Source organism: Metabacillus litoralis (genome assembly GCF_007994985.1).
Classification (GTDB): Bacteria; Bacillota; Bacilli; order Bacillales; family Bacillaceae; genus Metabacillus; species Metabacillus litoralis.
The window spans coordinates 83973-104982 of record NZ_VOQF01000002.1; the positions used below are offsets into that span (position 1 = coordinate 83973).

Consider the following 21010-nt stretch of genomic DNA (forward strand, 5'->3'; position numbering starts at 1 on the left):
CTCTACACCTCCACCGATTCTAAAGAATGTTTGAAATAGAAATCAGTTAACCAATTTGCCATTGTTTCCGTATCATATCCACTTTTTCTCAACAAATTATAGGTATCAGCATGTTCAGTGGTTATATTTATTATTTTCTCTGCCCATTTTTCTTGTGAATCATTTAGACTAACATACTGAACTCTTCCAGTAAGATTAGTTTCACTGGTTATTGAGTCTGAGACAATACAATTTAAACCAGCAGCTTGAGCTTCCACCAATACGACTGGTAATCCTTCAAATAGGGATGGAAATAGGAAGACATCCATCGCTTGCATAAGCTCTGATATATCTTCTCTTACCCCCAGGAATTTTATTTTGGAAGATATATTAAGTCTTTCTGCTTTTCGTTCAATTTCTGTTCTTAGGTGACCATCGCCTACTAACACAAGGATTGAATCAGGCTTTTTATCAAGGACTAAGTTAAAAATATCAAGAAGAAATTCGTGGTTTTTTTGTTTATTAAATCTTCCAATATGCCCAATCACTAATTGACCATCAATATTTAATTTTCTTCTCATTGTCATTCTTAATTTTTCATTGTACTTAAATTCTTTTACGTTAACAGCGTTATTAAGCACTGTAACTTCCTTTTGTTCTCCAAATAGCCATTTACCTGCGTTTTTAGAGCAAGCAAAGAAGTCTGTCGGCTGATCTTTCATTACACTTCTTGCATACATTCGAAACGGAAGTTTCAAATCAATACCTAAATCACTCAAGTGACTATGTGCGATTCTACATGGAACACCAAATTGCTTAGCTGTTCTTAAAACAAAACTACTATTCTCATTATTATGTGCATGAACTACTTTAAACTCTTTATGCTCTGTAAAAAATTGATTTAATAGCCTGAAGTATTTCTGATAATTTCCTGGTCTGATTTGTGGCATTCGAAAAATCCGACCACCTAAACTTTCAATTTCAACATCATAATGACCTCTTTCCTCACGATGCACCATAAAATCAAATTGAATCTTCTCTTTATCAATTTGCCGGTAATAGTTCATCAGCATGGTCTCTAGTCCACCGCGGTTCATGATAGTTACGACTTGTAAAACTCTAATTGGTTTCAGTATAATCCCTCCTATCTAACAGTTTTTCTTAAAACTTCAATCGATACTAACATCATATATAATCCAATTGTTATTCGCTTTTTTGCAAAGAAAAAAAACGTTTTCCAGATCAATGTGAAATGCTTGAATTCAAGTTGATCAAGAGAACGTTTTAACTTATGATTATTTAATATTTTTGTTAAATCATTAACCTGTTTAAATATGGAATGATTGCTTCCTTTACTGATCGTGTTTAAACCTAATCCCAATGTATTTAAACAAATCCGATTATTAAGTGCTAACTGAAATTCATCTCCTAATTTCTTTTCAGTTATGAAACCCTCCATTCTGTTATAAAGCTTTCCAAACTGCCTTACTAATTCAGGATTATGTTTAGATGTGATTGATTTGTCATTAGCTCGCCAGTAATGGTAGTAAGGCTGACTTAGAAAAACAAAACTTTTTGCATAATAACTAGTATGAATATTAAATAGAGTGTCTTCATTACTTCCGATTTCACTCAAGTCTACAAAATAAATATTATTTCTTTTTAATAAATCTGAACGATATAGTTTAGACCAAACTGTCCCCCAAGCATCTAGTAGTTCTGGGTTTGCAATTTCTTCTTTTACAGGTCCAACTAGGCGACGAGTGAGATAAGTTTGAACATCCTTGTTAAAATAAGAAGTAAGGTTTGGTAAATCGAACGTTTTTTCTTTTGAGTGTGTACCAAATTCACGAAAATAACTACACATAACAATATCGATTTGTTCCTTTTCCGCTATTAGCAACATGTCTTTGTACATACTAGGATTAATCCAATCGTCTGGATCAACAAAACCTATATACTCTCCCTTTGCTATATTAATACCATCATTCCTCGCAGCAGAAACTCCTTCATTTTCCTTGTTAATGATTGTAATTCGTTTATCTTTCGCTTCATATTTATGAAGAATTTGTAAACTAGTATCCGTTGACCCATCATTAATTGTAATAATTTCAACACTATTTAATTCTTGCCCTAACAAAGTATCTAAACATCTACTTAAATATTCTTCCATATTATAAATAGGCACGATTATACTGATCTTTGGTTTCATCCATATCCCTCAACATATATCTTAAATAGATATTACTTAATTCCTTACCAACACTGGAGATATCATAACGACTTACCATTCGTAAGCTATTCTCTCCAAACCTTTTATACATTTCATTTGACATTGCTAACACCTTTAATTTTTCTGCAAATTTGTTACTATCTAAAGGATTGATAAGAAAGCCATTTTGTTCGTTTATAAGCAGTTCATTATGCCCTCGATTCTCCGTAGCAACCACAGGCAATCCACAAGCCATCGCTTCCATAATATTAACAGGCAGTCCTTCTCGTAAGCTTGAAGCAACAGCGATATCACACATTGGAAGAATGTCGACTATATCAGTCCGATACCCTAAAAAATTAACCATATTTTCCACACCGAGGTCGATAGCTAACTTTCTACATGAATTCTGCAGAACACCTTCCCCTGCTAAAAGCAATTTTGCGTTAGGAACAGTTTCCTTTATTTTCGCTAATGCTTTAATTAACAATTGTTGATTTTTATTTTTGTTAAATTCTGCAGCGTAAAAGAACAAAAAATCGTCTTCATTGTAACCAGATTTTACTCTTCGTTCGAGTTTATCTACTTCATTTATTGGCTTGTATCGATCTGTATCCACACCAACACCGTGTACATGTTCAACTTCTTTCGCCATGAATCGATGGGCGATAGCACGATGGTAGTCTTCTTCATTAATTGTGATCAAACAATCGGTATACCTAGCAAGCACCTTCTCAATCGGGTAATAAAGCAGCCAATTCATCAACGGCGCTCCCTTACAAAAATGAAAACCATGTGCAGTATAAAGCACTTTTGTTCCATTTTTTTTAGTTTGCTTTGCTGCGATTCTAGTAAGAACTCCACCCATCGGAGTGTGACAATGTATGATCTTATAGTCATTCTCGTTAATAATTAACTTTAATTCCACATAAGCTGCTAGATTTCTATAATTAAAAGGTGACCTCTGAATAGGGATATTAAACTTCTTATCAACAAAAGGAATTTCCATCTCTCCGCTAGCCGCGATATGAACATCCCAGCCTTTTTCCTTAAACCATTTTAAAATCGGTAGATGAAATGCTTTAAAGTGATAGTCAACAGTTGCACAAAATAATACTTTATTTGCCACAATGTATCATCCTTTTTTCAAAAGAAAAAACACCTAGTAATGACTAGGTGTTAAATCTCAGTTACTTCTTTTTCTATGACTTTATTTAAAAAATTTAGTAGCTCATATCTTAAATCATCGCGCTGAAGGGCAAGCTCAATGGTTGTTTGAATAAAGCCCATTTTTTCTCCAACATCATAGCGTTTGCCTTCGAAATTATATGCATAAATTGCTTCATAATTGTTTAATGTTGCAATAGCATCTGTTAGTTGAATTTCTCCACCAGCACCTGGCTTTTGCTCTGCTAACATTTCAAAGATTTTTGGACTTAAAATATAACGTCCCATTATAGCTAGGTTCGATGGCGCATCTTTTAGTTTTGGCTTTTCAATCAAATTTTGAACATTATAAAATCGTTCCCCTACTTCAACAGCATCTACAATCCCATATCGTGATACTTCTTCGTCTTTTACATGTTGTACTCCAATGATTGAAGCATTATACCGTTCATACTGATCAATCATTTGTTTTAAACATGGCTTCTCAGCTCTGACGATATCGTCACCTAACAAAACGGCAAAAGGCTCATTCCCAATAAACTTTCTTGCACACCATATCGCATGCCCTAATCCTCTTGGTTCCTTTTGACGGATATAATGTATATCAACAAGCTTTGATGCTTTCTGAACCTCATTTAATAGTTCAATCTTTCCTTTTTCCGCTAACGTATGTTCTAACTCAAATGAATGATCAAAGTGATCCTCAATCGCACGTTTTCCTTTTCCCGTCACAATAATAATATCTTCAATCCCAGATTCTACCGCTTCTTCAACAATGTATTGAATCGTTGGTTTATCAACGATTGGTAGCATTTCCTTTGGCATTGCTTTTGTTGCTGGCAAAAATCTTGTTCCTAATCCTGCAGCTGGGATAATCGCTTTTCTTACCTTCACACTGACACTCTCCTCTATTAAACTGAGACTAATTTTTTATTATAGACAACTCTTGCATTTGCTAAATCTAGTAATGATTTTCGTAGATGTTCACGATCTAGTGATTTGAAGTTTTTAATAATATAATCTATTTCTTCTATATATAACTCAGATGTTTTACCAATGTAGATTTTCGGATAAATTTGCTCTTCGTGAACTTCTTCACTGCTTAAAAGTTCTTCAAAAAGTTTTTCACCAGGTCTCATACCTGTGTATTCAATACCGATTTCATCTAAATTATTTCCTGAAAGTTTTATGAGATTTATTGCTAATTCGACAATTTTGACCGGTTCACCCATATCTAAGACGAAAATTTCTCCACCCTTAGCAAGTGCTCCTGCTTGGATGACTAGTCTTGAAGCTTCCGGAATTGTCATAAAGTAACGAACCATATCAGGGTGAGTAACTGTTACAGGTCCACCACTTTGTATTTGTTTTTTGAATAGAGGAATAACACTCCCTCTACTACCAAGAACATTACCAAAACGTACAGCAACAAATCTTGTTGAACTAATTTGATCGAAATGCTGAATGATCATCTCTGCTAATCTTTTTGTTGAACCCATTACACTCGTTGGGTTAACCGCTTTGTCTGTTGAGATCATGACGAAGGTTTCAACACCATGAATACTTGACGCTTGAGCAATATTTCTTGTTCCTATCATATTGTTTTTTACCGCTTCCTCTGGACTACGTTCCATTAAAGGTACATGTTTATGAGCAGCAGCATGATAAACAACATGTGGTTGGTATTCTTTCATCACACTTGAAAGCTTGTCATAATCTTGTAAATCTGCAATTTCAGTGATAAAATCGATCCCAGCGTTTTTGAATAGATCATTTAGTTCCATTTCAATTGTGTAAATACTGTTTTCACCGTGTCCTAATAAAATTAGTGCTTTTGGCTTGAAGCTAGAAATTTGTCTACAAATTTCAGATCCAATTGATCCTCCTGCACCTGTTACTAAAACTACTTTATTTGTCACATACTCACTAATACTAGTAATATCTAACTCTATTGTCTCTCTACCAAGAAGATCCTCCACTTGTACATCACGAAATTGATTAACAGATACTTTACCTGTCATAAGATCTTCAAGCATAGGAATCATTTGTGTTTTTGCATTTGTTTTTGCACATTCTTTAAATATATGGTTCAATTGCTTTTTATTAAGTGATGGAATAGCAATAACTATGTTTGCTATATTGAATTCTTTCGTGATTTTCTCAATTTGATCTACACCACCAGCTACAGGTATTCCTAATATATCTAATTTTTGTTTCTTCGTATTATCATCAATAAATGCAACTGGTTGTAACTCTGCATCATGATTTTGAAGTAATTGTCTTGCCACCATTGTTCCGGCAGAACCGGCACCGACAATAAGTGTTCGTTTTTGATTTATCGTGTTTCTTAAATATGTATCACGATACACTCTCCAAACAAATCGTGAACCTCCAATAAATAGCAAATGGATCATCCAAGTAATGGCCAGGATGCGAAAATCTATTTGACGCTGAACAACTTGCTGTACAATAGCTGTTACGATAATCGTAAAAGTAATAACTTTAAAAATACTAATAAGTTCCCCTACACTTGCATATTCCCATGCTTTTTTATAAAGCTTATACAGAAAAGAAAAAAGGTGATGACTTAGTAATAGTGCAATTGAGCTGATAAATACAGGAAGAGTTAGAGTTTGCATGTTGGGGTTTATTAAAGCTTGGCTAAAGTAAATAGTTGATAATACAATGATTGAATCTAATCCGATTAGTAACCAGATTCGACTATGATAGGACAAAGCATCTCACTCCTTTCATTTAATTTTGCGATGTTTTCTTTAATAGCATTGTTCTTTTTTGTATGGCAACATCTAGTTCCTTTTTAAATAACTCAAGCTGTTCTATTGAAGCATCTTGTTTTATGTATCGCACGAGTTTCTTCATTGCTTTTGGGAATTGATCAAATTCCTTCATTTTTTCAGCTCCTTTTATACTAAAATAATTACGTATAAATCTCGTTTCCAAGATATATGCGTAATTATTTTAATAAATATGGGCATTCAACCCGCCCTCACACCATACTCTTGACGACAAGCGCCTAAGGTTTTTTTCAACCCACAGTATGACCGAGTACCTCCTTAGATAAAGGCTAGGAGATATCACCTGAATTTTATTTCGATCTTTATATTCTTTATAAAGAACAAATAATCAAAAATTATTCTTTTTCATTTAAAATAACTCCTAATACCTTTGCTCTTACTAAATGTAACAAGCGATTTGCTTCTACAGCTTTTTCACGATCTGTTTTTCCACTTTTTAATACCATTATGACTCCATCACACTGTCCAGCTAATAATTTTGTATCAGTTGTTTCTAGTACAGGTGGACAATCAAAGATGACTGTGTCGTATTCCTCTTTTATATCTTTTAAAAAATAACTCATTGCTTTTGAGCCAATTATTTCTGTAGGATTAGGGGGAATGATGCCACTAGTTAGCACTTCTAATTTTCCTATTTGTGTTTGAAAAACAGCTTCCTCTAATGGTAATCTCCCCATAAGAACATCAGTTAGGCCATATGATTCTTTTAAATTAAAGGAAATATGTAATTTAGGTTTTCTTAAATTTGCATCGATTAGTAAAACTCTTTCACCTTGCTGTGAGATCGAAATAGCAAGGTTAATGGCTGATGTTGTTTTTCCTTCATTTGATGATGGTGAGGTAATAATAAGTGTTTTATGTTGAATATCTATAGAAGAGAATTGAATATTTGTTCTAATTGTCCGAAATTGTTCTGCAATCTCAGAACTAGGATTTGAGTAGGAAACAAAGTGTCGTTTTGTCATCTCCTTTAATGCTTTTTTTTTATTTATCCTAAGATCCAAGCGACTCACTCCTATTTTCAAATCTAGTTATTCTTTTTTTCTTTTGCATATTATTCTTTTTCATTTTAGATACAGTACCTAAAACAGGTAAACCTAGTATTTCTTCAACTTCATACTCTTTTCTTACACTATTATTAAGTGAATCTAGTAAAAACGCTAATCCGATACCAATAACAATTCCACCAATAAAAGAAATAATTGTCATTCGATTTTTGTCTTGATTAATTGGAACTAGAATTTCCTTTGCTTCTGAAAGTAGTTTTACATCATTAAAATCTAATATTTTTGGAATTTCTTCTTTATAAGTTTCAGCAACCACATTAGCGAGGACTGCAGCTTGTTTTGGATCTGAGTCTAAAACCGTGATTGTGACAACTTGTGAGTCAGCAATACTTTCTACCTGGATTTTATTGCTAAGGGTTTCTGAAGGATAAGGTAACTCTAGTTTGTTCACAACCTTCTCTAAAACAGTCGAATCTTTGATGATGACCTTAAGTGTCGAAATTAAGGCACTATCTGCACCAAGAATGATTCTTGCTGTCGACTGATACATAGGACTATAAGTTGCATTTGAATAGTAAGCACCTGCAGATGTTGAGAGGATCGTAATCATTATAATAATCCATACATATCTTTTTAAAACCATAAACACTTCTTTTAAGTTGATTTCCTTCGCTTGTTTTTGATCGCTTAGTTGTTTATTATCATGCTCATGAAAGCTAGACATACAAAAATTCCACCTACTTTTCTTAATAACGATTCTATTTCAACTTTTATCTTTGTTCTCTAAATTCAGAATAGTTCACTATAAAGAACAAGTCAATGCTTTTTTAAGAAAATTTACATTAATTTCACTAGTAACTAATTGGAGAGATTATACTTAATAAACAATAAAATTCCTAATCTATTTAAGATAGCTAGTGGATATAACTGAACTTGCTTAAAAGATTTAGACATTTAAATATCTTTTATACATCTATCAATATATGCTATTATACCTATTCTTAAAAACTCTTAAATTTTGTCATTTTTTCGCTAAAAAGAACACTTTGTTCTATTTTCCTCTTGATAACTCTCTTTATCATATGTTTTTGTTATTTTATTAAGAACGAATTGTTTCATATAATGAATTATGTAAGCTTAAATATTTGTTCGAGAAGATAGGAGACCGCATACATGGTTGGAGAACGCTTAAGGGAGCTGAGGCAGGAGAAGGGATATTCAATTAGTGAATTAGCTGAGTTGGCAGGAGTTTCTAAATCTTACTTAAGTTATATTGAACGAGATGTGCAAAAAAATCCATCTCTACAATTTTTAAGAAAGATTGCTACAACATTGCAAACAGATGTTGAAGATCTATTAGGAAATTCATCTTCGAACGCTCAATCACAGAATTTTGTTCTAGATGAAGAATGGGGACGTTTGTTGAATAAAGCCATTTCAGAGGGTATGAGTAAAAATGATTTTAAGGAATTTCGAGATTATTTGAAGTTTAGAAAGTGGAAGGAAGCAAAAAACACCAATATATCTATTCAGGAGGACAAGCCAAAATGAGTGAAATAAAAGACCAACTACCAAACGAACAATTAGATCAGGAATGGCTGGAATTAATACAAGAAGCAAAACAAATCGGTTTGTCTTTTAATGATATTTCTCAATTTCTTCAAGGTGCAGCTTCCACAAAATAGAGAATAAATAATAATTAGGGTTTTTCCAATAATTAAACTTGGTGCAAATTAGAGTCTAAAGTAAATTCAAATTATGCTTCTAAAAAGCACCAAGTCTTATCAATATAGCAATTATCTATTTGCCCCAAAAGCTTCGTTACATAACTTCACAATCTCGTCTCAGTCTAAACAAATATAATTTTATTCCATCTTTCACCTACCTAAAATTCATGACGCTAAAATAACAAATTGCTATGTATGATTCTTTTCATATTGGTAAAAATATGTAGCAAGGAAGGTGTTACTACGTGAAGAATTGGATATTGGTTACTGCAATCCTTTTTGGTTTAACTACTTCTACAGTTCCTTTTACTCCCGGGGTACAGGCAGTATCTCAAAAAACATGGGAAGATGTTGCTGTTAAAGAGACGAAAAAACGTTATCCTTTATCACAGGTTTTGTTTTCTCAAAAAATTTGGGATAAGAAGAAAAAGGATATAACTGTAAAGCAGTATCGTTTTACGTTAAGAGAGGGTATGCAGGATTTTTCGGTTTATACAACGATCACTTTTGATTCATCATCAGGTGAAATTAAAAAAGTTCAAGTAATTCCTGAAGCATAATAGGAGCTGTATCGATGGATTTAAGATTATTACCTTAAGTCCCTTCGACACAGCTTTTTTATTGTTGTTTTTGGATCGAATAAAAATAACTAATCATTTGAACAATTGGGATGAGTAGAAGAATAATGATGGGATAGTATGGTATCTGTCCTTTTAATAGAGGATAAAAGCTCATTAGTCCTGCTGCAATAGGAACGGCATACCACATGGCGATATATGAACTTCTACAAGCATTTGCTGTGATGAGTTGTTCTCTTTCATCAGCTTCTTCAAGTTCTGGAGGTAGCATCAATGCTTTCCACAGGCTTTTATGTTTCTTTTTACTTATAACCAATAAATAAATGGCAATAGGTATGCAAATAACAAAAAATGTTAGGATAGGTATCATATTTATGGATATCTCCCATGGTGGTTCTGGATTCTGCATAACACTTGCAAATTGCTCATTTGTATTAAATAGCGTAATTAAAGCCCATCCAAACAAGATAACTGTATTTATATTTAAAAAAGCTGGCTGTAATATTTTTTTCATTTACCTCTCTCCTTCTTCTTCAATTACCCAAAACACTTCTTCAACCTTCACTTGAAACACATCACAAATTTTTATACCTAATAATAATGATGGTGTGTATGAGCCTTTTTCTATCGCAGCAATTGTTTGTCTTGTTACACCAACTTTTACAGCTAACATCTCTTGTGTTAGATTGAACCTTGCTCTTAGCTCTTTTACTCGATTCTGAAGCAGCATTTTTTCACCTACTAAAATTACTTATAAGAATATTGTAAAGTATTTTTTACATAATGTATAGTCGAGTTAACATTTTTTCGAGAAATTTAGGTAAATATAAAAAGAGCAATCCTTTAAATGGACTGCTCTTCTTTCAGTATTCACTTTTTACGTTTTTTCAAAAACAACTTAAAAGCAAACGGCAATACACCTAGCCACCTATTACTATAATAGGTTGAGGAAATTTCATTATTCTTACGTTCTTCTTTTTGTTTTTTACGAGCTTCCTTTGGTGTGTCCATATATTTGACAAGCTGCTGTGTGACATATTTAACATAATCGTTTGTAGACAAGGTAAAACACCTCATTACTCATAAGTTCTTACCCTTCATTATTACCAAGATTATGCTATTTTAGTCTCTCGCTTATTTCGTTAACAATTTCGTCAATATTTTTATGAGCTGTTTCAACGATAAACGTACAATCTTTATAAAATTCCACTCGAGATTGGTACAAATCAATTAATTCAGCTTTATTTTTCTTACTTGCTATAGGTCTGTTAGGATCTTTATGGACTCTTTCATAAATAGTGTCAAGATCAGCATTTAATAAGACAACTTGTCCATTGTTCTTCATCCAATCACGATTTTCTGAATTGATGACAATGCCTCCACCAGTCGTAATGATGGTATCTGTTGTTGGCAGTTCTTTTAATATACGTGTTTCTTGATTCCGAAAGTATTGTTCTCCATGCTGCTCAAAGATCTCTCGTATGCTTTTGTTTAAATTTCTTTCAATTTGTTGGTCAGTATCTATGACAGGAAGCTGTAATTGTTTTGCTAATTCTTCTCCAATTGTTGTTTTTCCTGCTCCCATAAATCCGGTTAAATAAATAGCCTTCACCATATTGCTCCCCCATGTTTTCTTTATACCATACCATATTTTTTAATTTTCAGACCATACTGTTATCTCATTTTTCAACAAATTATATTGATAACTGGCTTGATATTTTCTCTTTTCATCTGTTTCACATTTAATCGTAACTTCTGTAAGCTCGCTTGATACCTCTATCATCTTGTACGTGAAGCTTCCATTTAACGTTGTAATTGTTACTGGTTGATCTACTTCTACACTAGTACTTCGAAGGTCTTTTAACGTTTGATTAACTGCTACTGTAATCAAATTTTCAAGTATGTAGTTTTGTTCTGTTTCAAAGTAGAACTTTTTATCACTAATTAGTGTTGTTGAAAGATGTGTGACAACTAATAAGCAAAATAAAACAATGACCATTGTTGTTGGAAAAATAAATCCTTTTTCAGCCTTCATTATCTGGATAAATCCTTATAAGATCGAAATGTGTGGGTATATTCTTTTCCCGCTTGACTACTTACAGTCATTTTAATACCTTCTTGCTGTTGTTCAAAATTCAACGTTCCTATTTTCATTAAAAGAATTTCATGTCCCATCCCATAAACTTGTCGTCTTATTAACTGATTATATTTACTTATGCTTATTAGCTGTCCTTGTTTATTTTCGAATAACAGTTCGTTATTATTTACAGTCCAATTAACGGAGTTTTTCATTTCTTGATGGAGCTGAATAATAAATAGTTCCCATTCGTAAGGCTTTAAATCCTTGCTATATTGAGAATTTGTAACTAAAAAGGTAAGAATCATTGTGAGTGATGAAATAATGAGAGCGTAAATAACAAATGAGTAAAGTAAATTCAAAAGTGTGAATCCTTTCTCATTATGAAACGGAGAAGCAAATCGATTTGTTTTTATGTGTTGAATTTTCCCATGATAAACAAGCTTTATTATAAGGATTTCCCTCCTCCCAAGTTAAATGATAGTCAACACCTTCGTGTACTATAATTTCATTATTTTTTTCATTGTTATCAAATGTCACTTGTTGTGTTTTCTCATGTAGAATTTTATATGCTGCTAACGATTGTTGGGTGTTCATTCTTTCTTTTGTTAGTAAAACAAGCTGAGGGATGATGAGTAAGGTGATCAGCATCCATAAACTAAAGGCAGCAATCGTTTCAGCTAGTGAAAACCCTTTAGAGTTTCTCAATTGTAAACCTTCCTTTTCCTAAATAAAATACAAGACGGTATTTGTCACTATGATATTTAATAAACATTGTGCCACTTTTTTGTATAGATCCGGCTCTGTTATAGATCACACGATTTTCAAGTGTAGCCGATTCAAAAATAATGTGCTGATGATAATTTCTACTTAACAGATCATCACCTATACCATTGGCCACACGATATTTTTTCTCACTTTCAGAAAAAACAACATAAACGGTACTTTCATTGACTAGCGCATATTGCTGGGCATATAGTAAGTCCTTTTCTAGTTGGTTTAAAAACGTATCAATTACTTTTTTATTATAAATTGGATTCAAGTTCATCACTAAAACGACACTCATTATGCTTACGATAACCAAAACAATAAGTGTTTCTATCAGTGTATAACCATTTCCCTTAGCTTCCTGTTGGCTCAGCACCCTTCGTTACCTCTCCATCAGCAGAGATCACAATACTACTTCCATCAGGGCAGGTTTGTGCAGCACGTAAATAGCCGTCTGATACTAATTCCGCTTGTGTTGGTGTTTTTTTATTATCGATTTCATAAGCAGATACTTGGGCTTGTACCATATTAATTAATCCCTCACAGCCTTTTTCTTGAATACTTGCATTATGCTTTGTTACGTTAGGTATTGTGATAAGAAGTAACACAGAGATAACTAGTAGCACAATTAACATTTCAATCAGCGTAAACCCATTTTCTTTTTTCATTTTATCCTCCTAGATATTTTCCATCATTTTATACATTGGTAAAAGCATAGATAAATAGACAAACAGCACAATTATCCCAACAAAAGCATAAATGACTGGTTGAATGATGGTCATGGTCTTAACAGCCTGGTTTTCGAGCTTTTCAAGTAGTATTTGACTGTACATATAAAGTTCTCTTGCAAGCTGGCCGTTCACTTGTCCATGAAGAATGACTAATGATAGCTCAGGCTCATAGTATCCTCGATTTTTAATAATTGTGTGAAGCTGTTCACCTGTTTTTAATTTGCTTATTAGATAATCTGCTTCTGTTTTAAAGAACGGTAATATGGTTTGCTTTTCAAATATTTTTAAGCTGTCAAAGGTTGAAAGTCCTCCTCTTAGTAAGTTACTAAGCTGCAAAGCAAAGAAATAACTATGAAGCATACTAAATACTTTTCTTAGAATCGGTATTTTCTGGACTTGTTTCATTTGTGTTTCCACCGATTTTTTTCGGTAGATTAATAAATAATACATAGTCATAAAGGCTATGGAAATAACACTAGCAATTCCTAGCCATTTTAGGCATGCAAAAATAGCCAATAAGGTAGTTGAAAAAAATGAGGCTTCAATATTCATAGAATCATAAAGCTGTTCAAATTGTGGTGTAATAACCGCTTGGACAATGGATAAAATAAAGCTAACTGTAAGGATGAGAAAGATAGGATAACGAAGAATTTTTCCGAGCTTTTCAATATGTGTGACCTTCTTAGTGAGAATTTCGCAACACTCTCGTAACGCAAATTCCAGATCACCGTGTTGTTCAGCAAAATATAAATAACTTAACACATCTTTATGAAAGTGTAAGTTTGTGAGTGTGTGACGAAAGGAATGTCCGGCAGATAGCTCTGAAAGACAATTTAATAAATCATCTTTTCTTCGACTGTCTTCATTTACATAAAGAAAATTGAGAGCTTCACTTAGTGTATAGCCTTTGTCTAACATACTACTTAAGCGTTTAAGGAAAAATGCTTGTTCTTTTAATCCCCATCTTCGTTTAGTCTTCATGCTTAAACACCCAGCGATCATAGGAATGAGGATAAAGATAGCCGAGCGCAATGCCTTTTTTAATCACATCTTTTAAAGTCGGATAGTGATAACTAGCTACTTCTCCTTTTGCTTCTTTTATAACTGCCGTTAGATTTTTTCCATAAAGTAATTCATACACACTCAATCTTCTCTTTTGTCTTAACTTCTTACAATAAGGAGAACAAATACCTTCACAAAAAGGACATTTTAGTTGTACAAGACGTTGAGCTGTAACAGCAACTAGTGTTTGTTCGATTTCAGATAAACTTACATCAAATTCAAGCAGTCTGTAGATCGCACCCTTTGCATCTCTTGTGTGCATGGTCGATAACACAAGATGACCAGTTAAACTAGCTCTTATCGCAATCTGAGCAGTTTCTCTGTCTCTAATTTCACCAACCATAATAATATCTGGGTCATGACGTAAAATCGCCTTTAAACCGGCTGCGTAGGTTATTCCAGCCTTTTCGTTTACTTGAACCTGCATGACTTCTTCACTTTTTGTTTCAACAGGATCTTCAAGTGTGATTATATTGCGGTTAAAGTGCCGCTTTGCATAATGAATAAGTGAATATAGTGTTGTCGTCTTGCCAGAGCCGGTCGGACCTGTGAACACCATCAAACCATGTGAATGATTTAGAATGGAAAGTAATTTGTTTGTTGTTGCAGGGAATAGAGATAAATGAGTAATATGAGGTATTTTCCCTTGAGGTAGTATTCTAATTACTAAGCTTTCTTCATGAATTGTGGGCAATGTTGATAAACGGAGATGAACATTAATATTTGTCGTAGAGATCGTTAATGCACCATTTTGAGGTCTTCTTTTTTCACCAATGTCCATTGATGCTAAAAACTTTAAGTGTGAAATAATTCTTTCACTAATATCCTTTTTCATCGTATGCTTTTCAATTAAATCATCATCAACCCTAAATTGGATAAGTGTTTCCTGGTCTCTTGGGATTATATGAATATCAGATGCCTTCAATGCACAAGCTTCTTCAATGATCCTCTCACTCAAATGTTCAATTGACTGCAAGCTATTTTTTCAACTCCTTTCTTTGCTTCTGAACATTATTGTACAAGCTTTTTCAAAATATAGCACATCACTAAAAATAAAAATTACATCAATAAAAAACAGTTTTCATAAAAAGAAAAGCCACTTTTACGTTCATTTTTTGTTTTTTGATTATAAAAAAAGAAAAGTTGTCCATAATAATAAATGTCAAGTAGCAACACATTACTTTTTGAACAAATACTTATTATTATCAATGGGCTATAGCCAAGCGGTAAGGCATCGCACTTTGACTGCGACATGCGTTGGTTCAAATCCAGCTAGCCCAGCTAAAAAAAATAAAGACGTCTACTAAATACTACAGTAGACGTCTTTATTTTTGTACAAGCTACGAAACTGATCGCTGTATATCATGTTTACGAGCTATCTTACTTAATGCTTGAGGATTGTAGCCTACAATTAATTTATTGCCATCTGTAATAATTGGACGACGCAGTAATTTTGGCTCCTGGATCATTAAGTTAAGTACTTCTGATAATGTTAATTCATTTATATCAATGTTTAAATCTTTATATGTTTGACTTCTTGTTGCAAGTATTTCGTCTATTCCTTCTGTTGTTAACTCTAGAATATGCTTAAGTTCATCAAATGTTGGGGTTTCACGGAAAAGATGTCTTTCTTGAAAATGAACTTGATGTGCTTTTAACCAATGCTTTGTTTTTCTACAAGATGTACAACTCGGATAACTGTAGAACGTTATTTTATTCACAATACATCCTCCTAGGTAGTTGTTAATGGCTTCTCTGTAAGATGCCACCAGACTTTATACTGAGCTATTTTCCTAATGTAACTTTAAGAATCGAAGTTTATAAAAACAGCCTCTATGATTGCACCGCTTTCTCGTATAACTTATTGTACACTACTTGTATAACTTATGTACACTATTTTACTTTATTATATTTTGAACATTTTGTTTACATTTCAATTGATCTTTTTTTAGATTGTATCGACTAGTGTGTAAACGCTATTTACAATTATGTAAGGGGTACATTATAATAATTAGAGTGATGACTTGTATGTCAAATTACCTTTTGTCGAAAGCTATCATTATGGATTTATTTTTTAGTTTTATTACAACTTTATAGCTTGATTGTTCATGATAACAAAAAGAGCTTGAGGCAAAGTCAACAAAGGAGGGATACATATGGATCGTATGTTCCGAGTATTAGGGTTCTGGACAGGAATCTTCGCTGTTATGTTTTATCTTGGTGATATGAAGACTACTTCCTTACTATTTTTCGGACAAACTGGATTTTTTGTCTTCTTATCTTACTTAAAACTATCCGAGCGCATGTACATCTATATTTTTGGTGCTTACTTAACAATTTTCTTCGTCGGATTTACGTATTGGACGACATTCATGATGATTCCAGGACAAAACATGGGACATTAATTCCACAAAAAACAGGCTACCCCATCAAAGGGGTAGCCTGTTTTTTATGTTCTTCTTAGGCTGTTATCGCAAACTTTGTTGCTATTAAATATCTAGAGAACAGCATATTAGTAAGTCTAGTGGCATCTTTTCTTCATACAATGGTATCCTTATATGCGAAAAAATACTGTTTCTACGCATATTTTGGTTACATAGCAACATCTTTCAGAAAAGAGCCTTTTCTTAAAATCCATTCAAAAAAGGATTGCTTTCCATTTCTTGTTCAACACTTGTTTCATGACCATGTCCTGAGAGCACGATCGTTTCCTCAGGAAGAGTTAATAACTTATCATGAATACTTTTTATTAACTGATCATGATTTCCTCCAGGAAGATCTGTTCTGCCAATGCTTCCTGCAAATAAGGCATCTCCTGAGAAAACAATCCCTTCTTCAGCAGAGTAGTACGAAACACTTCCAGGTGAATGGCCAGGAGTTTCAAACACTTGTAATGAGAAATCTCCAATCGTCAGCAATCCTTCACTTTTTATTAATTCATCTGGTTCTGACACTTTTATAGAACCAGCCATAAAGAATTGTGAACCATTTAATGATGGATCTATAAGCCAATTCTTTTCTTTGCTATGTACATAAACAGGAATACTCCATTTATTACGAACTTCATCCACTGCACCTATATGATCAAAATGTGCGTGTGTTAACAATACCGCCAATGGCTTTAGATGCTGTTGCTGTAAAATCCCTATTAATTTGTTTGCATCTCCACCAGGATCAATGATTAAACACTCTTTGTTACTGTTTGAAAATATATAGCAATTTGTTTGTAGTGGACCTAAAGGTAATTGTCTCCATGCCATTTTATATGACTCCCTTCGTTTATAAATATTTTTTCTATATTACACTATTGTCATTCATAACGATATTTTTTACAAGTTCTGAAAATTGGGTATGATAATAATGAACAGCAATCATAATAAAACTGTTAATTTTTCATTATTTATAATAATAGCCTTAAATAGTTAAGCTTTACAATGACATAAAGTAAATGGAAAAGTGAATTACTTCTCGTTGAATACACCTTAAGTAGAAAATAACTCGACAAACACAATGAAACCGATTAAAATATTAGAAGGACTTGTTTTGTATCTTGTATACCTTATTAATTGATACAATGAAAAATGATCTACATAGAGTAAGGGGGCTTTTATAATGGGCTTAGTAGTTATTTTTGCACTTGTAACCATTCTTGGGATTTTTGGATTTATTCGTTCACTAAAAGACAAAAATCTTCTTGGTGCTTTTTTCGCATTCGGTACGTTCGTTGTTTTCGGATGGTTTGCAGTAATGACTGTCATCCATCATGGCTTTCCAACTGCACACTAAATTCAATTTAGAAATAGAAACAGAAGGCCTTTACCAGTTCTAATGGTAAGGGCCTTCATTTATTTTTTCAAAATCGCTAAAAACCCCCTCCTAATAAAAAATGCTAAGAGGGGGGTTTCTCGTTTCTACTATCTATCTTCATCTTGAATTTGTTTATGAACACTTTCAAGCTTGCCTTCCATTGTTGATTTCTTATCACGTCGATCGTCAATTCTTATATTTGTTGCTACTCTTTGCACTCCCTTGTTAAATGGAGCTTCATGAATGTTTTGTATTACTTCTAATAAAGTATGTAACTCTCCTTCAATAATCGTATTCATAGGAGTAAGCTGATATTTGATCTTGCCTTCTATTTCATAATTCTTAAGAATATGTTGGATATCTACAACATACTCACTTACACTTGGGGTACTTGTTCCTAATGGAATCACTGTTATATCTACTATTGCCAATTAACTCATCCCTCTCTATATCTAATTAAACGTGATTAGTTCCTCGATACTTACTTTATTTAAATTAATAATTTTTTCAAATCTGCCTCCATACAATGCATATTCCCCACTTGGAGAGAGTTTAATCGGCAAATTTTCAATTGATTGTATTAAAACATTTTTTTCTTCTGTTTTTGTGGAGAAACTCACCAATGAAAACTCAGTTTTTGCTTCATTTACTTCTAACATATACAAAATGTCTTTATTCAGATCCATATCAATGTATGGAACAGACCAATCAGAGTAAAGTGATACTAGTCGTGTAGGCATTTCCATGAGTTGTTCTTTATTTTCATTATTGTAAAAGCGAACTGCTGCATCACCATTAGCATCCACTAATTCAATAGTTAATAAAAAGTCAGTGAAATTTGTGTTAGCAACAACATGCTCAGCAATTAAAGACTCTGATTGATTTTCAATATTATAAACAAACAGAGGAGCAGTTAGTGAAGGCATTTCTTGATCCCATTTTAAATAAGAAACATGCTTTTCATCTAACCATTGTATAAAAGGTTGGTGAATTTGATTTTTAGTCATTTTTTGATTAGTAACATTCAAAACATATGTATCATAAGTCCAATCTTCTTTAAAGCTCGATATAAAAAGCTGATCACCTTTGTGGTGATTCCATATATAATTTAGTTCAAAGGATTCAATTCTTGTTGTATACAATAAATCAGCTTTTTCATTCACAATCACTAATTCAGCTTCGTAATTTGATGGACTTGTATGGATTAAAAACATATCATGATCTTCATTTGCCTCAACCTGCAAAATAGGAAATTCAGATTTATAAAATAGAGATGTTTCTCCTGTATGTATGTTGTATGTATGAACCTCTGAGCCATGTGCGTTATTTAAAATATATAAAATTGTGTTGTTATCTTTCCAATCAGCAACAGAATGAAATAAGGCCTCATTTATTTGTAACGGTGTTACCACTTCTTCTCCAAAAAATTGAGGTGTAACCTCTTTTTTATCGTTCAGAAGCTCCCTCATAGATGATAGCTCTTTATTATGTTCTTGTTGATGAGATGGAATACAGCCTGTTCCAAGTAATATGACTAACAAAAATAAGAAAATACATTTAGTTAATCTCATCAACGACAATTTCACCCCTTTTCTTTCTTACCATTATTATCATTAGGAGAATTAAATCATACTAATCATACGATTCAACCACTATAATGTTCCAAGATTTTGAGATTTTTATTAAATTAATTAATAGGCTTTCTTACTTTGTTGTTTTCCGTTATAGGCATTCATGTGCTTTCCACATTCTCTTTTTGAAACCAGGCTTAACCGGTCATAAAATAACTTTATAAAAATACTATGCCTCATAAAGGGACTAAGGTAAACATTACCAAAGTCCCTAAAGTACGATTACATATATAATGCTGCTAGAAAAATACCTTTGCTTTTACGATAGATATCATCAAATTGATCAAAAGGTAGTGGATTTTCACCCATACCTAATTCTATCGTATATCCTGCTTTTCTCCAATCATTTACAAACCAATCGCGGAATCCTGCATGACTGTCAATATCTCGCACTGCTTTGTATCCGCTATGCTTTACAAATTCTTTTACGATAGTCTCAGCTTCTTCTGGTTCTTTTCTGAGATAACCCCAATAAATTTCTTCTCCTTGTGTATGAAAAGCTAACACTCGGTCAAACTGATTGTTTTTAACAAGCTCAGCAAGAGCAACTGCCTCAGGTTCAGTTAATGGTGCATCACCTGGATAATCTCTAGGAGCTGGTGCTTTTGGACGTTTACGTGCTTTTTCAATCTCCCACTTTGCAGGGTACTGATTATTTAAATCGATTCCTCTAATATTTGCCTTCCACTGGGAAAAATCAATGCTTAAGTCATTCATTTGTAAAAGTGCTGGCTCATACTCAATAGTATCAGGAAGACCATTTAAGACAAGATCCACTCCGTCTGGGTTCACCATTGGCACAACTGATAATGTTGTGTCATGATAAAGCTCTAAACACGAATGACCTCCTAAATGCTTTCCATCCACTATAGCCTTCAAATAATCCTGTAGCCAATGCATAATTACACTTGTTGTGATCCATTCATTAGCATGAAAAGCTCCATTCATATGAATCTTCTTTTTGCCATGACCAAATGTTAATTCATAAATAGGTTTATTCAAAACACTATATCCAATCACGTTTTTATTAATAAAAGGATACATTAATGTCAATTTCTCAATATCACGTTCTAATTCAACAGAATCATAAGGCTTTTTAGTCAAGATAGCCTGTGATTTTTCCTGGCTGTCATCATATTCTATATACAAACTATTTGGAATGTAATCTATACAAGCATCTGGTAAACAAATAGTTGTATCTTCTTTTATAAAATCATTATTTCGTATATCTGGATTACAATCTACAAGAAGCTGTTCATTAAGCTTAACTTGATTTGCGAGTTCTTTTATAGAGATTGCACTCTTCACGCGAACATACATCCATTTAACCCCCATTAGCCTATTTACTATTAGCTTATGAAGAGATTGTTAGATTGTTGTTATTTTTATATTGAATTTCTACTGCAGATTTGTCAAATAAAAAAAGGCTGACTAGTAAGAAATCCCTC

29 protein-coding genes and 1 tRNA gene are annotated in these 21010 nt (G+C 33.1%); 6 read left to right on the forward strand and 24 right to left on the reverse strand.

Going from position 1 to position 21010, the window contains the following annotated elements; all coding sequences use genetic code 11:
• Positions 1 to 2: 2 nt before the first annotated feature.
• The 8 genes from FS935_RS04800 to FS935_RS04830 all read right to left on the reverse strand — a co-directional run bounded on the left by FS935_RS04800 (position 3) and on the right by FS935_RS04830 (position 7905).
• Entirely contained in the window at positions 3 to 1052 is a 1050-nt protein-coding gene (locus FS935_RS04800) for a glycosyltransferase family 1 protein (RefSeq protein ID WP_240050818.1), read from the reverse strand.
• A 71-nt stretch (positions 1053 to 1123) separates the two neighbouring features.
• Positions 1124 to 2191 (reverse strand): glycosyltransferase, encoded by a 1068-nt coding sequence (locus FS935_RS04805; protein ID WP_146946416.1) that lies wholly within the window; start codon positions 2189 to 2191, stop codon positions 1124 to 1126.
• Positions 2154 to 3323, reverse strand: coding sequence for a glycosyltransferase family 4 protein (locus FS935_RS04810; RefSeq protein WP_146946417.1), 1170 nt, complete (start codon positions 3321 to 3323; stop codon positions 2154 to 2156). Before FS935_RS04810 ends, FS935_RS04805 begins: the two co-directional genes overlap by 38 nt.
• A 47-nt stretch (positions 3324 to 3370) precedes the next feature.
• Positions 3371 to 4252 (reverse strand): UTP--glucose-1-phosphate uridylyltransferase GalU, encoded by an 882-nt coding sequence (galU, locus tag FS935_RS04815; protein ID WP_146946418.1) that lies wholly within the window; start codon positions 4250 to 4252, stop codon positions 3371 to 3373.
• Between the two features lie 17 nt (positions 4253 to 4269).
• Positions 4270 to 6093 (reverse strand): polysaccharide biosynthesis protein, encoded by a 1824-nt coding sequence (locus tag FS935_RS04820; protein WP_146946419.1) that lies wholly within the window; start codon positions 6091 to 6093, stop codon positions 4270 to 4272.
• A gap of 19 nt (positions 6094 to 6112) precedes the next feature.
• Positions 6113 to 6268: a hypothetical protein gene (locus FS935_RS23595; protein WP_168714466.1), complete on the reverse strand. Its 156-nt coding sequence runs from the start codon at positions 6266 to 6268 to the stop codon at positions 6113 to 6115.
• A 241-nt stretch (positions 6269 to 6509) separates the two neighbouring features.
• The gene (locus tag FS935_RS04825) at positions 6510 to 7178 is read right to left on the reverse strand and encodes a CpsD/CapB family tyrosine-protein kinase (protein ID WP_240050819.1); all 669 of its coding nucleotides are present in this window, start codon (positions 7176 to 7178) and stop codon (positions 6510 to 6512) included.
• Positions 7168 to 7905 (reverse strand): YveK family protein, encoded by a 738-nt coding sequence (locus tag FS935_RS04830; RefSeq protein ID WP_146946420.1) that lies wholly within the window; start codon positions 7903 to 7905, stop codon positions 7168 to 7170. Before FS935_RS04830 ends, FS935_RS04825 begins: the two co-directional genes overlap by 11 nt.
• Before the next feature lie 449 nt (positions 7906 to 8354).
• Between FS935_RS04830 and FS935_RS04835 the strand changes: the two genes are divergently transcribed.
• The 3 genes from FS935_RS04835 (at position 8355) to FS935_RS04845 (ending at position 9468) form a co-directional block, all read left to right on the forward strand.
• Entirely contained in the window at positions 8355 to 8732 is a 378-nt protein-coding gene (locus tag FS935_RS04835) for a helix-turn-helix domain-containing protein (protein WP_146946421.1), read from the forward strand.
• Positions 8729 to 8866 carry an anti-repressor SinI family protein gene (locus FS935_RS04840; protein ID WP_146946422.1) on the forward strand — a complete coding sequence of 46 codons (138 nt, stop codon included), beginning with the start codon at positions 8729 to 8731 and terminating at the stop codon, positions 8864 to 8866. The genes FS935_RS04835 and FS935_RS04840 overlap by 4 nt, the downstream gene beginning before the upstream one ends.
• Before the next feature lie 287 nt (positions 8867 to 9153).
• Entirely contained in the window at positions 9154 to 9468 is a 315-nt protein-coding gene (locus tag FS935_RS04845) for a DUF3889 domain-containing protein (protein WP_146946423.1), read from the forward strand.
• 58 nt (positions 9469 to 9526) lie between these two features.
• On the opposite strand, the gene FS935_RS04850 is transcribed toward FS935_RS04845, so the two are convergent.
• From FS935_RS04850 to comGA, 11 genes are all read right to left on the reverse strand, one after another.
• A complete protein-coding gene (locus FS935_RS04850) occupies positions 9527 to 10000 on the reverse strand; it encodes a hypothetical protein (protein ID WP_146946424.1) in 474 nt (157 codons plus the stop codon).
• Entirely contained in the window at positions 10001 to 10216 is a 216-nt protein-coding gene (locus tag FS935_RS04855) for a helix-turn-helix transcriptional regulator (RefSeq protein WP_146946425.1), read from the reverse strand.
• Between the two features lie 140 nt (positions 10217 to 10356).
• Entirely contained in the window at positions 10357 to 10548 is a 192-nt protein-coding gene (locus FS935_RS04860) for a YqzE family protein (RefSeq protein WP_146946426.1), read from the reverse strand.
• Positions 10549 to 10603: 55 nt separating this feature from the next.
• Positions 10604 to 11101, reverse strand: a complete 498-nt coding sequence (locus FS935_RS04865; protein ID WP_240050820.1) for a shikimate kinase — start codon at positions 11099 to 11101, stop codon at positions 10604 to 10606.
• Positions 11102 to 11140: 39 nt separating this feature from the next.
• A complete protein-coding gene (gene comGG, locus FS935_RS04870; RefSeq protein ID WP_146946427.1) occupies positions 11141 to 11521 on the reverse strand; it encodes a competence type IV pilus minor pilin ComGG in 381 nt (126 codons plus the stop codon).
• Positions 11521 to 12021, reverse strand: coding sequence for a competence type IV pilus minor pilin ComGF (comGF, locus tag FS935_RS04875; protein ID WP_338036898.1), 501 nt, complete (start codon positions 12019 to 12021; stop codon positions 11521 to 11523). Before comGF ends, comGG begins: the two co-directional genes overlap by 1 nt.
• Positions 11945 to 12271, reverse strand: a complete 327-nt coding sequence (gene comGE, locus FS935_RS04880; protein ID WP_146946429.1) for a competence type IV pilus minor pilin ComGE — start codon at positions 12269 to 12271, stop codon at positions 11945 to 11947. Before comGE ends, comGF begins: the two co-directional genes overlap by 77 nt.
• Entirely contained in the window at positions 12258 to 12707 is a 450-nt protein-coding gene (gene comGD, locus FS935_RS04885; protein ID WP_146946430.1) for a competence type IV pilus minor pilin ComGD, read from the reverse strand. Before comGD ends, comGE begins: the two co-directional genes overlap by 14 nt.
• Positions 12685 to 12999, reverse strand: a complete 315-nt coding sequence (gene comGC, locus FS935_RS04890; protein WP_146946431.1) for a competence type IV pilus major pilin ComGC — start codon at positions 12997 to 12999, stop codon at positions 12685 to 12687. The genes comGD and comGC overlap by 23 nt, the downstream gene beginning before the upstream one ends.
• Positions 13000 to 13008: 9 nt before the next feature.
• Positions 13009 to 14043, reverse strand: a complete 1035-nt coding sequence (comGB, locus tag FS935_RS04895) for a competence type IV pilus assembly protein ComGB (protein ID WP_158638538.1) — start codon at positions 14041 to 14043, stop codon at positions 13009 to 13011.
• Positions 14033 to 15100, reverse strand: a complete 1068-nt coding sequence (comGA, locus tag FS935_RS04900) for a competence type IV pilus ATPase ComGA (protein ID WP_146946433.1) — start codon at positions 15098 to 15100, stop codon at positions 14033 to 14035. The genes comGB and comGA overlap by 11 nt, the downstream gene beginning before the upstream one ends.
• Before the next feature lie 233 nt (positions 15101 to 15333).
• Between comGA and FS935_RS04905 the strand changes: the two genes are divergently transcribed.
• A tRNA-Gln gene (locus tag FS935_RS04905) sits at positions 15334 to 15405 on the forward strand.
• A 59-nt stretch (positions 15406 to 15464) separates the two neighbouring features.
• On the opposite strand, the gene mgsR is transcribed toward FS935_RS04905, so the two are convergent.
• Positions 15465 to 15848: a transcriptional regulator MgsR gene (gene mgsR / locus FS935_RS04910; RefSeq protein ID WP_240050823.1), complete on the reverse strand. Its 384-nt coding sequence runs from the start codon at positions 15846 to 15848 to the stop codon at positions 15465 to 15467.
• A gap of 432 nt (positions 15849 to 16280) precedes the next feature.
• Between mgsR and FS935_RS04915 the strand changes: the two genes are divergently transcribed.
• Entirely contained in the window at positions 16281 to 16529 is a 249-nt protein-coding gene (locus tag FS935_RS04915; RefSeq protein WP_026558763.1) for a DUF2626 domain-containing protein, read from the forward strand.
• A gap of 222 nt (positions 16530 to 16751) precedes the next feature.
• Here the strand turns inward: FS935_RS04915 and FS935_RS04920 are convergent, their stop codons facing one another.
• The gene (locus FS935_RS04920; protein WP_146946435.1) at positions 16752 to 17384 is read right to left on the reverse strand and encodes an MBL fold metallo-hydrolase; all 633 of its coding nucleotides are present in this window, start codon (positions 17382 to 17384) and stop codon (positions 16752 to 16754) included.
• Positions 17385 to 17736: 352 nt separating this feature from the next.
• On the opposite strand from FS935_RS04920, the gene FS935_RS04925 reads away from it, so the two are divergent.
• Positions 17737 to 17910: a DUF2759 domain-containing protein gene (locus tag FS935_RS04925; protein WP_146946436.1), complete on the forward strand. Its 174-nt coding sequence runs from the start codon at positions 17737 to 17739 to the stop codon at positions 17908 to 17910.
• A gap of 128 nt (positions 17911 to 18038) precedes the next feature.
• Here FS935_RS04925 and FS935_RS04930 read toward each other — a convergent pair whose 3' ends face one another.
• From FS935_RS04930 to FS935_RS04940, 3 genes are all read right to left on the reverse strand, one after another.
• The gene (locus FS935_RS04930; protein WP_146946437.1) at positions 18039 to 18362 is read right to left on the reverse strand and encodes an MTH1187 family thiamine-binding protein; all 324 of its coding nucleotides are present in this window, start codon (positions 18360 to 18362) and stop codon (positions 18039 to 18041) included.
• A gap of 21 nt (positions 18363 to 18383) precedes the next feature.
• Positions 18384 to 19502 carry a YqgU-like beta propeller domain-containing protein gene (locus FS935_RS04935; RefSeq protein ID WP_146946438.1) on the reverse strand — a complete coding sequence of 373 codons (1119 nt, stop codon included), beginning with the start codon at positions 19500 to 19502 and terminating at the stop codon, positions 18384 to 18386.
• Between the two features lie 282 nt (positions 19503 to 19784).
• Positions 19785 to 20882 (reverse strand): M14 family metallopeptidase, encoded by a 1098-nt coding sequence (locus FS935_RS04940; RefSeq protein WP_146946439.1) that lies wholly within the window; start codon positions 20880 to 20882, stop codon positions 19785 to 19787.
• Positions 20883 to 21010 lie beyond the last annotated feature (128 nt).

Coding starts and splice junctions, on each gene's coding strand:
- FS935_RS04915 (WP_026558763.1), top strand. CDS start 16,281: ATGGATCGTATGTTCCGAGTATTAGGGTTCTGGACAGGAATCTTCGCT.
- comGC (WP_146946431.1), bottom strand. CDS start 12,999: ATGAAAAAAGAAAATGGGTTTACGCTGATTGAAATGTTAATTGTGCTA.
- FS935_RS04800 (WP_240050818.1), bottom strand. CDS start 1,052: ATGCTGATGAACTATTACCGGCAAATTGATAAAGAGAAGATTCAATTT.
- FS935_RS04940 (WP_146946439.1), bottom strand. CDS start 20,882: ATGTATGTTCGCGTGAAGAGTGCAATCTCTATAAAAGAACTCGCAAAT.
- FS935_RS04850 (WP_146946424.1), bottom strand. CDS start 10,000: ATGAAAAAAATATTACAGCCAGCTTTTTTAAATATAAATACAGTTATC.
- FS935_RS04835 (WP_146946421.1), top strand. CDS start 8,355: ATGGTTGGAGAACGCTTAAGGGAGCTGAGGCAGGAGAAGGGATATTCA.
- FS935_RS04935 (WP_146946438.1), bottom strand. CDS start 19,502: ATGAGATTAACTAAATGTATTTTCTTATTTTTGTTAGTCATATTACTT.
- FS935_RS04855 (WP_146946425.1), bottom strand. CDS start 10,216: ATGCTGCTTCAGAATCGAGTAAAAGAGCTAAGAGCAAGGTTCAATCTA.
- comGB (WP_158638538.1), bottom strand. CDS start 14,043: ATGAAGACTAAACGAAGATGGGGATTAAAAGAACAAGCATTTTTCCTT.
- FS935_RS04920 (WP_146946435.1), bottom strand. CDS start 17,384: ATGGCATGGAGACAATTACCTTTAGGTCCACTACAAACAAATTGCTAT.
- FS935_RS04805 (WP_146946416.1), bottom strand. CDS start 2,191: ATGAAACCAAAGATCAGTATAATCGTGCCTATTTATAATATGGAAGAA.
- FS935_RS04840 (WP_146946422.1), top strand. CDS start 8,729: ATGAGTGAAATAAAAGACCAACTACCAAACGAACAATTAGATCAGGAA.
- FS935_RS04925 (WP_146946436.1), top strand. CDS start 17,737: ATGGGCTTAGTAGTTATTTTTGCACTTGTAACCATTCTTGGGATTTTT.
- FS935_RS04865 (WP_240050820.1), bottom strand. CDS start 11,101: ATGGTGAAGGCTATTTATTTAACCGGATTTATGGGAGCAGGAAAAACA.
- comGG (WP_146946427.1), bottom strand. CDS start 11,521: ATGAAGGCTGAAAAAGGATTTATTTTTCCAACAACAATGGTCATTGTT.
- FS935_RS23595 (WP_168714466.1), bottom strand. CDS start 6,268: ATGAAGGAATTTGATCAATTCCCAAAAGCAATGAAGAAACTCGTGCGA.
- FS935_RS04830 (WP_146946420.1), bottom strand. CDS start 7,905: ATGTCTAGCTTTCATGAGCATGATAATAAACAACTAAGCGATCAAAAA.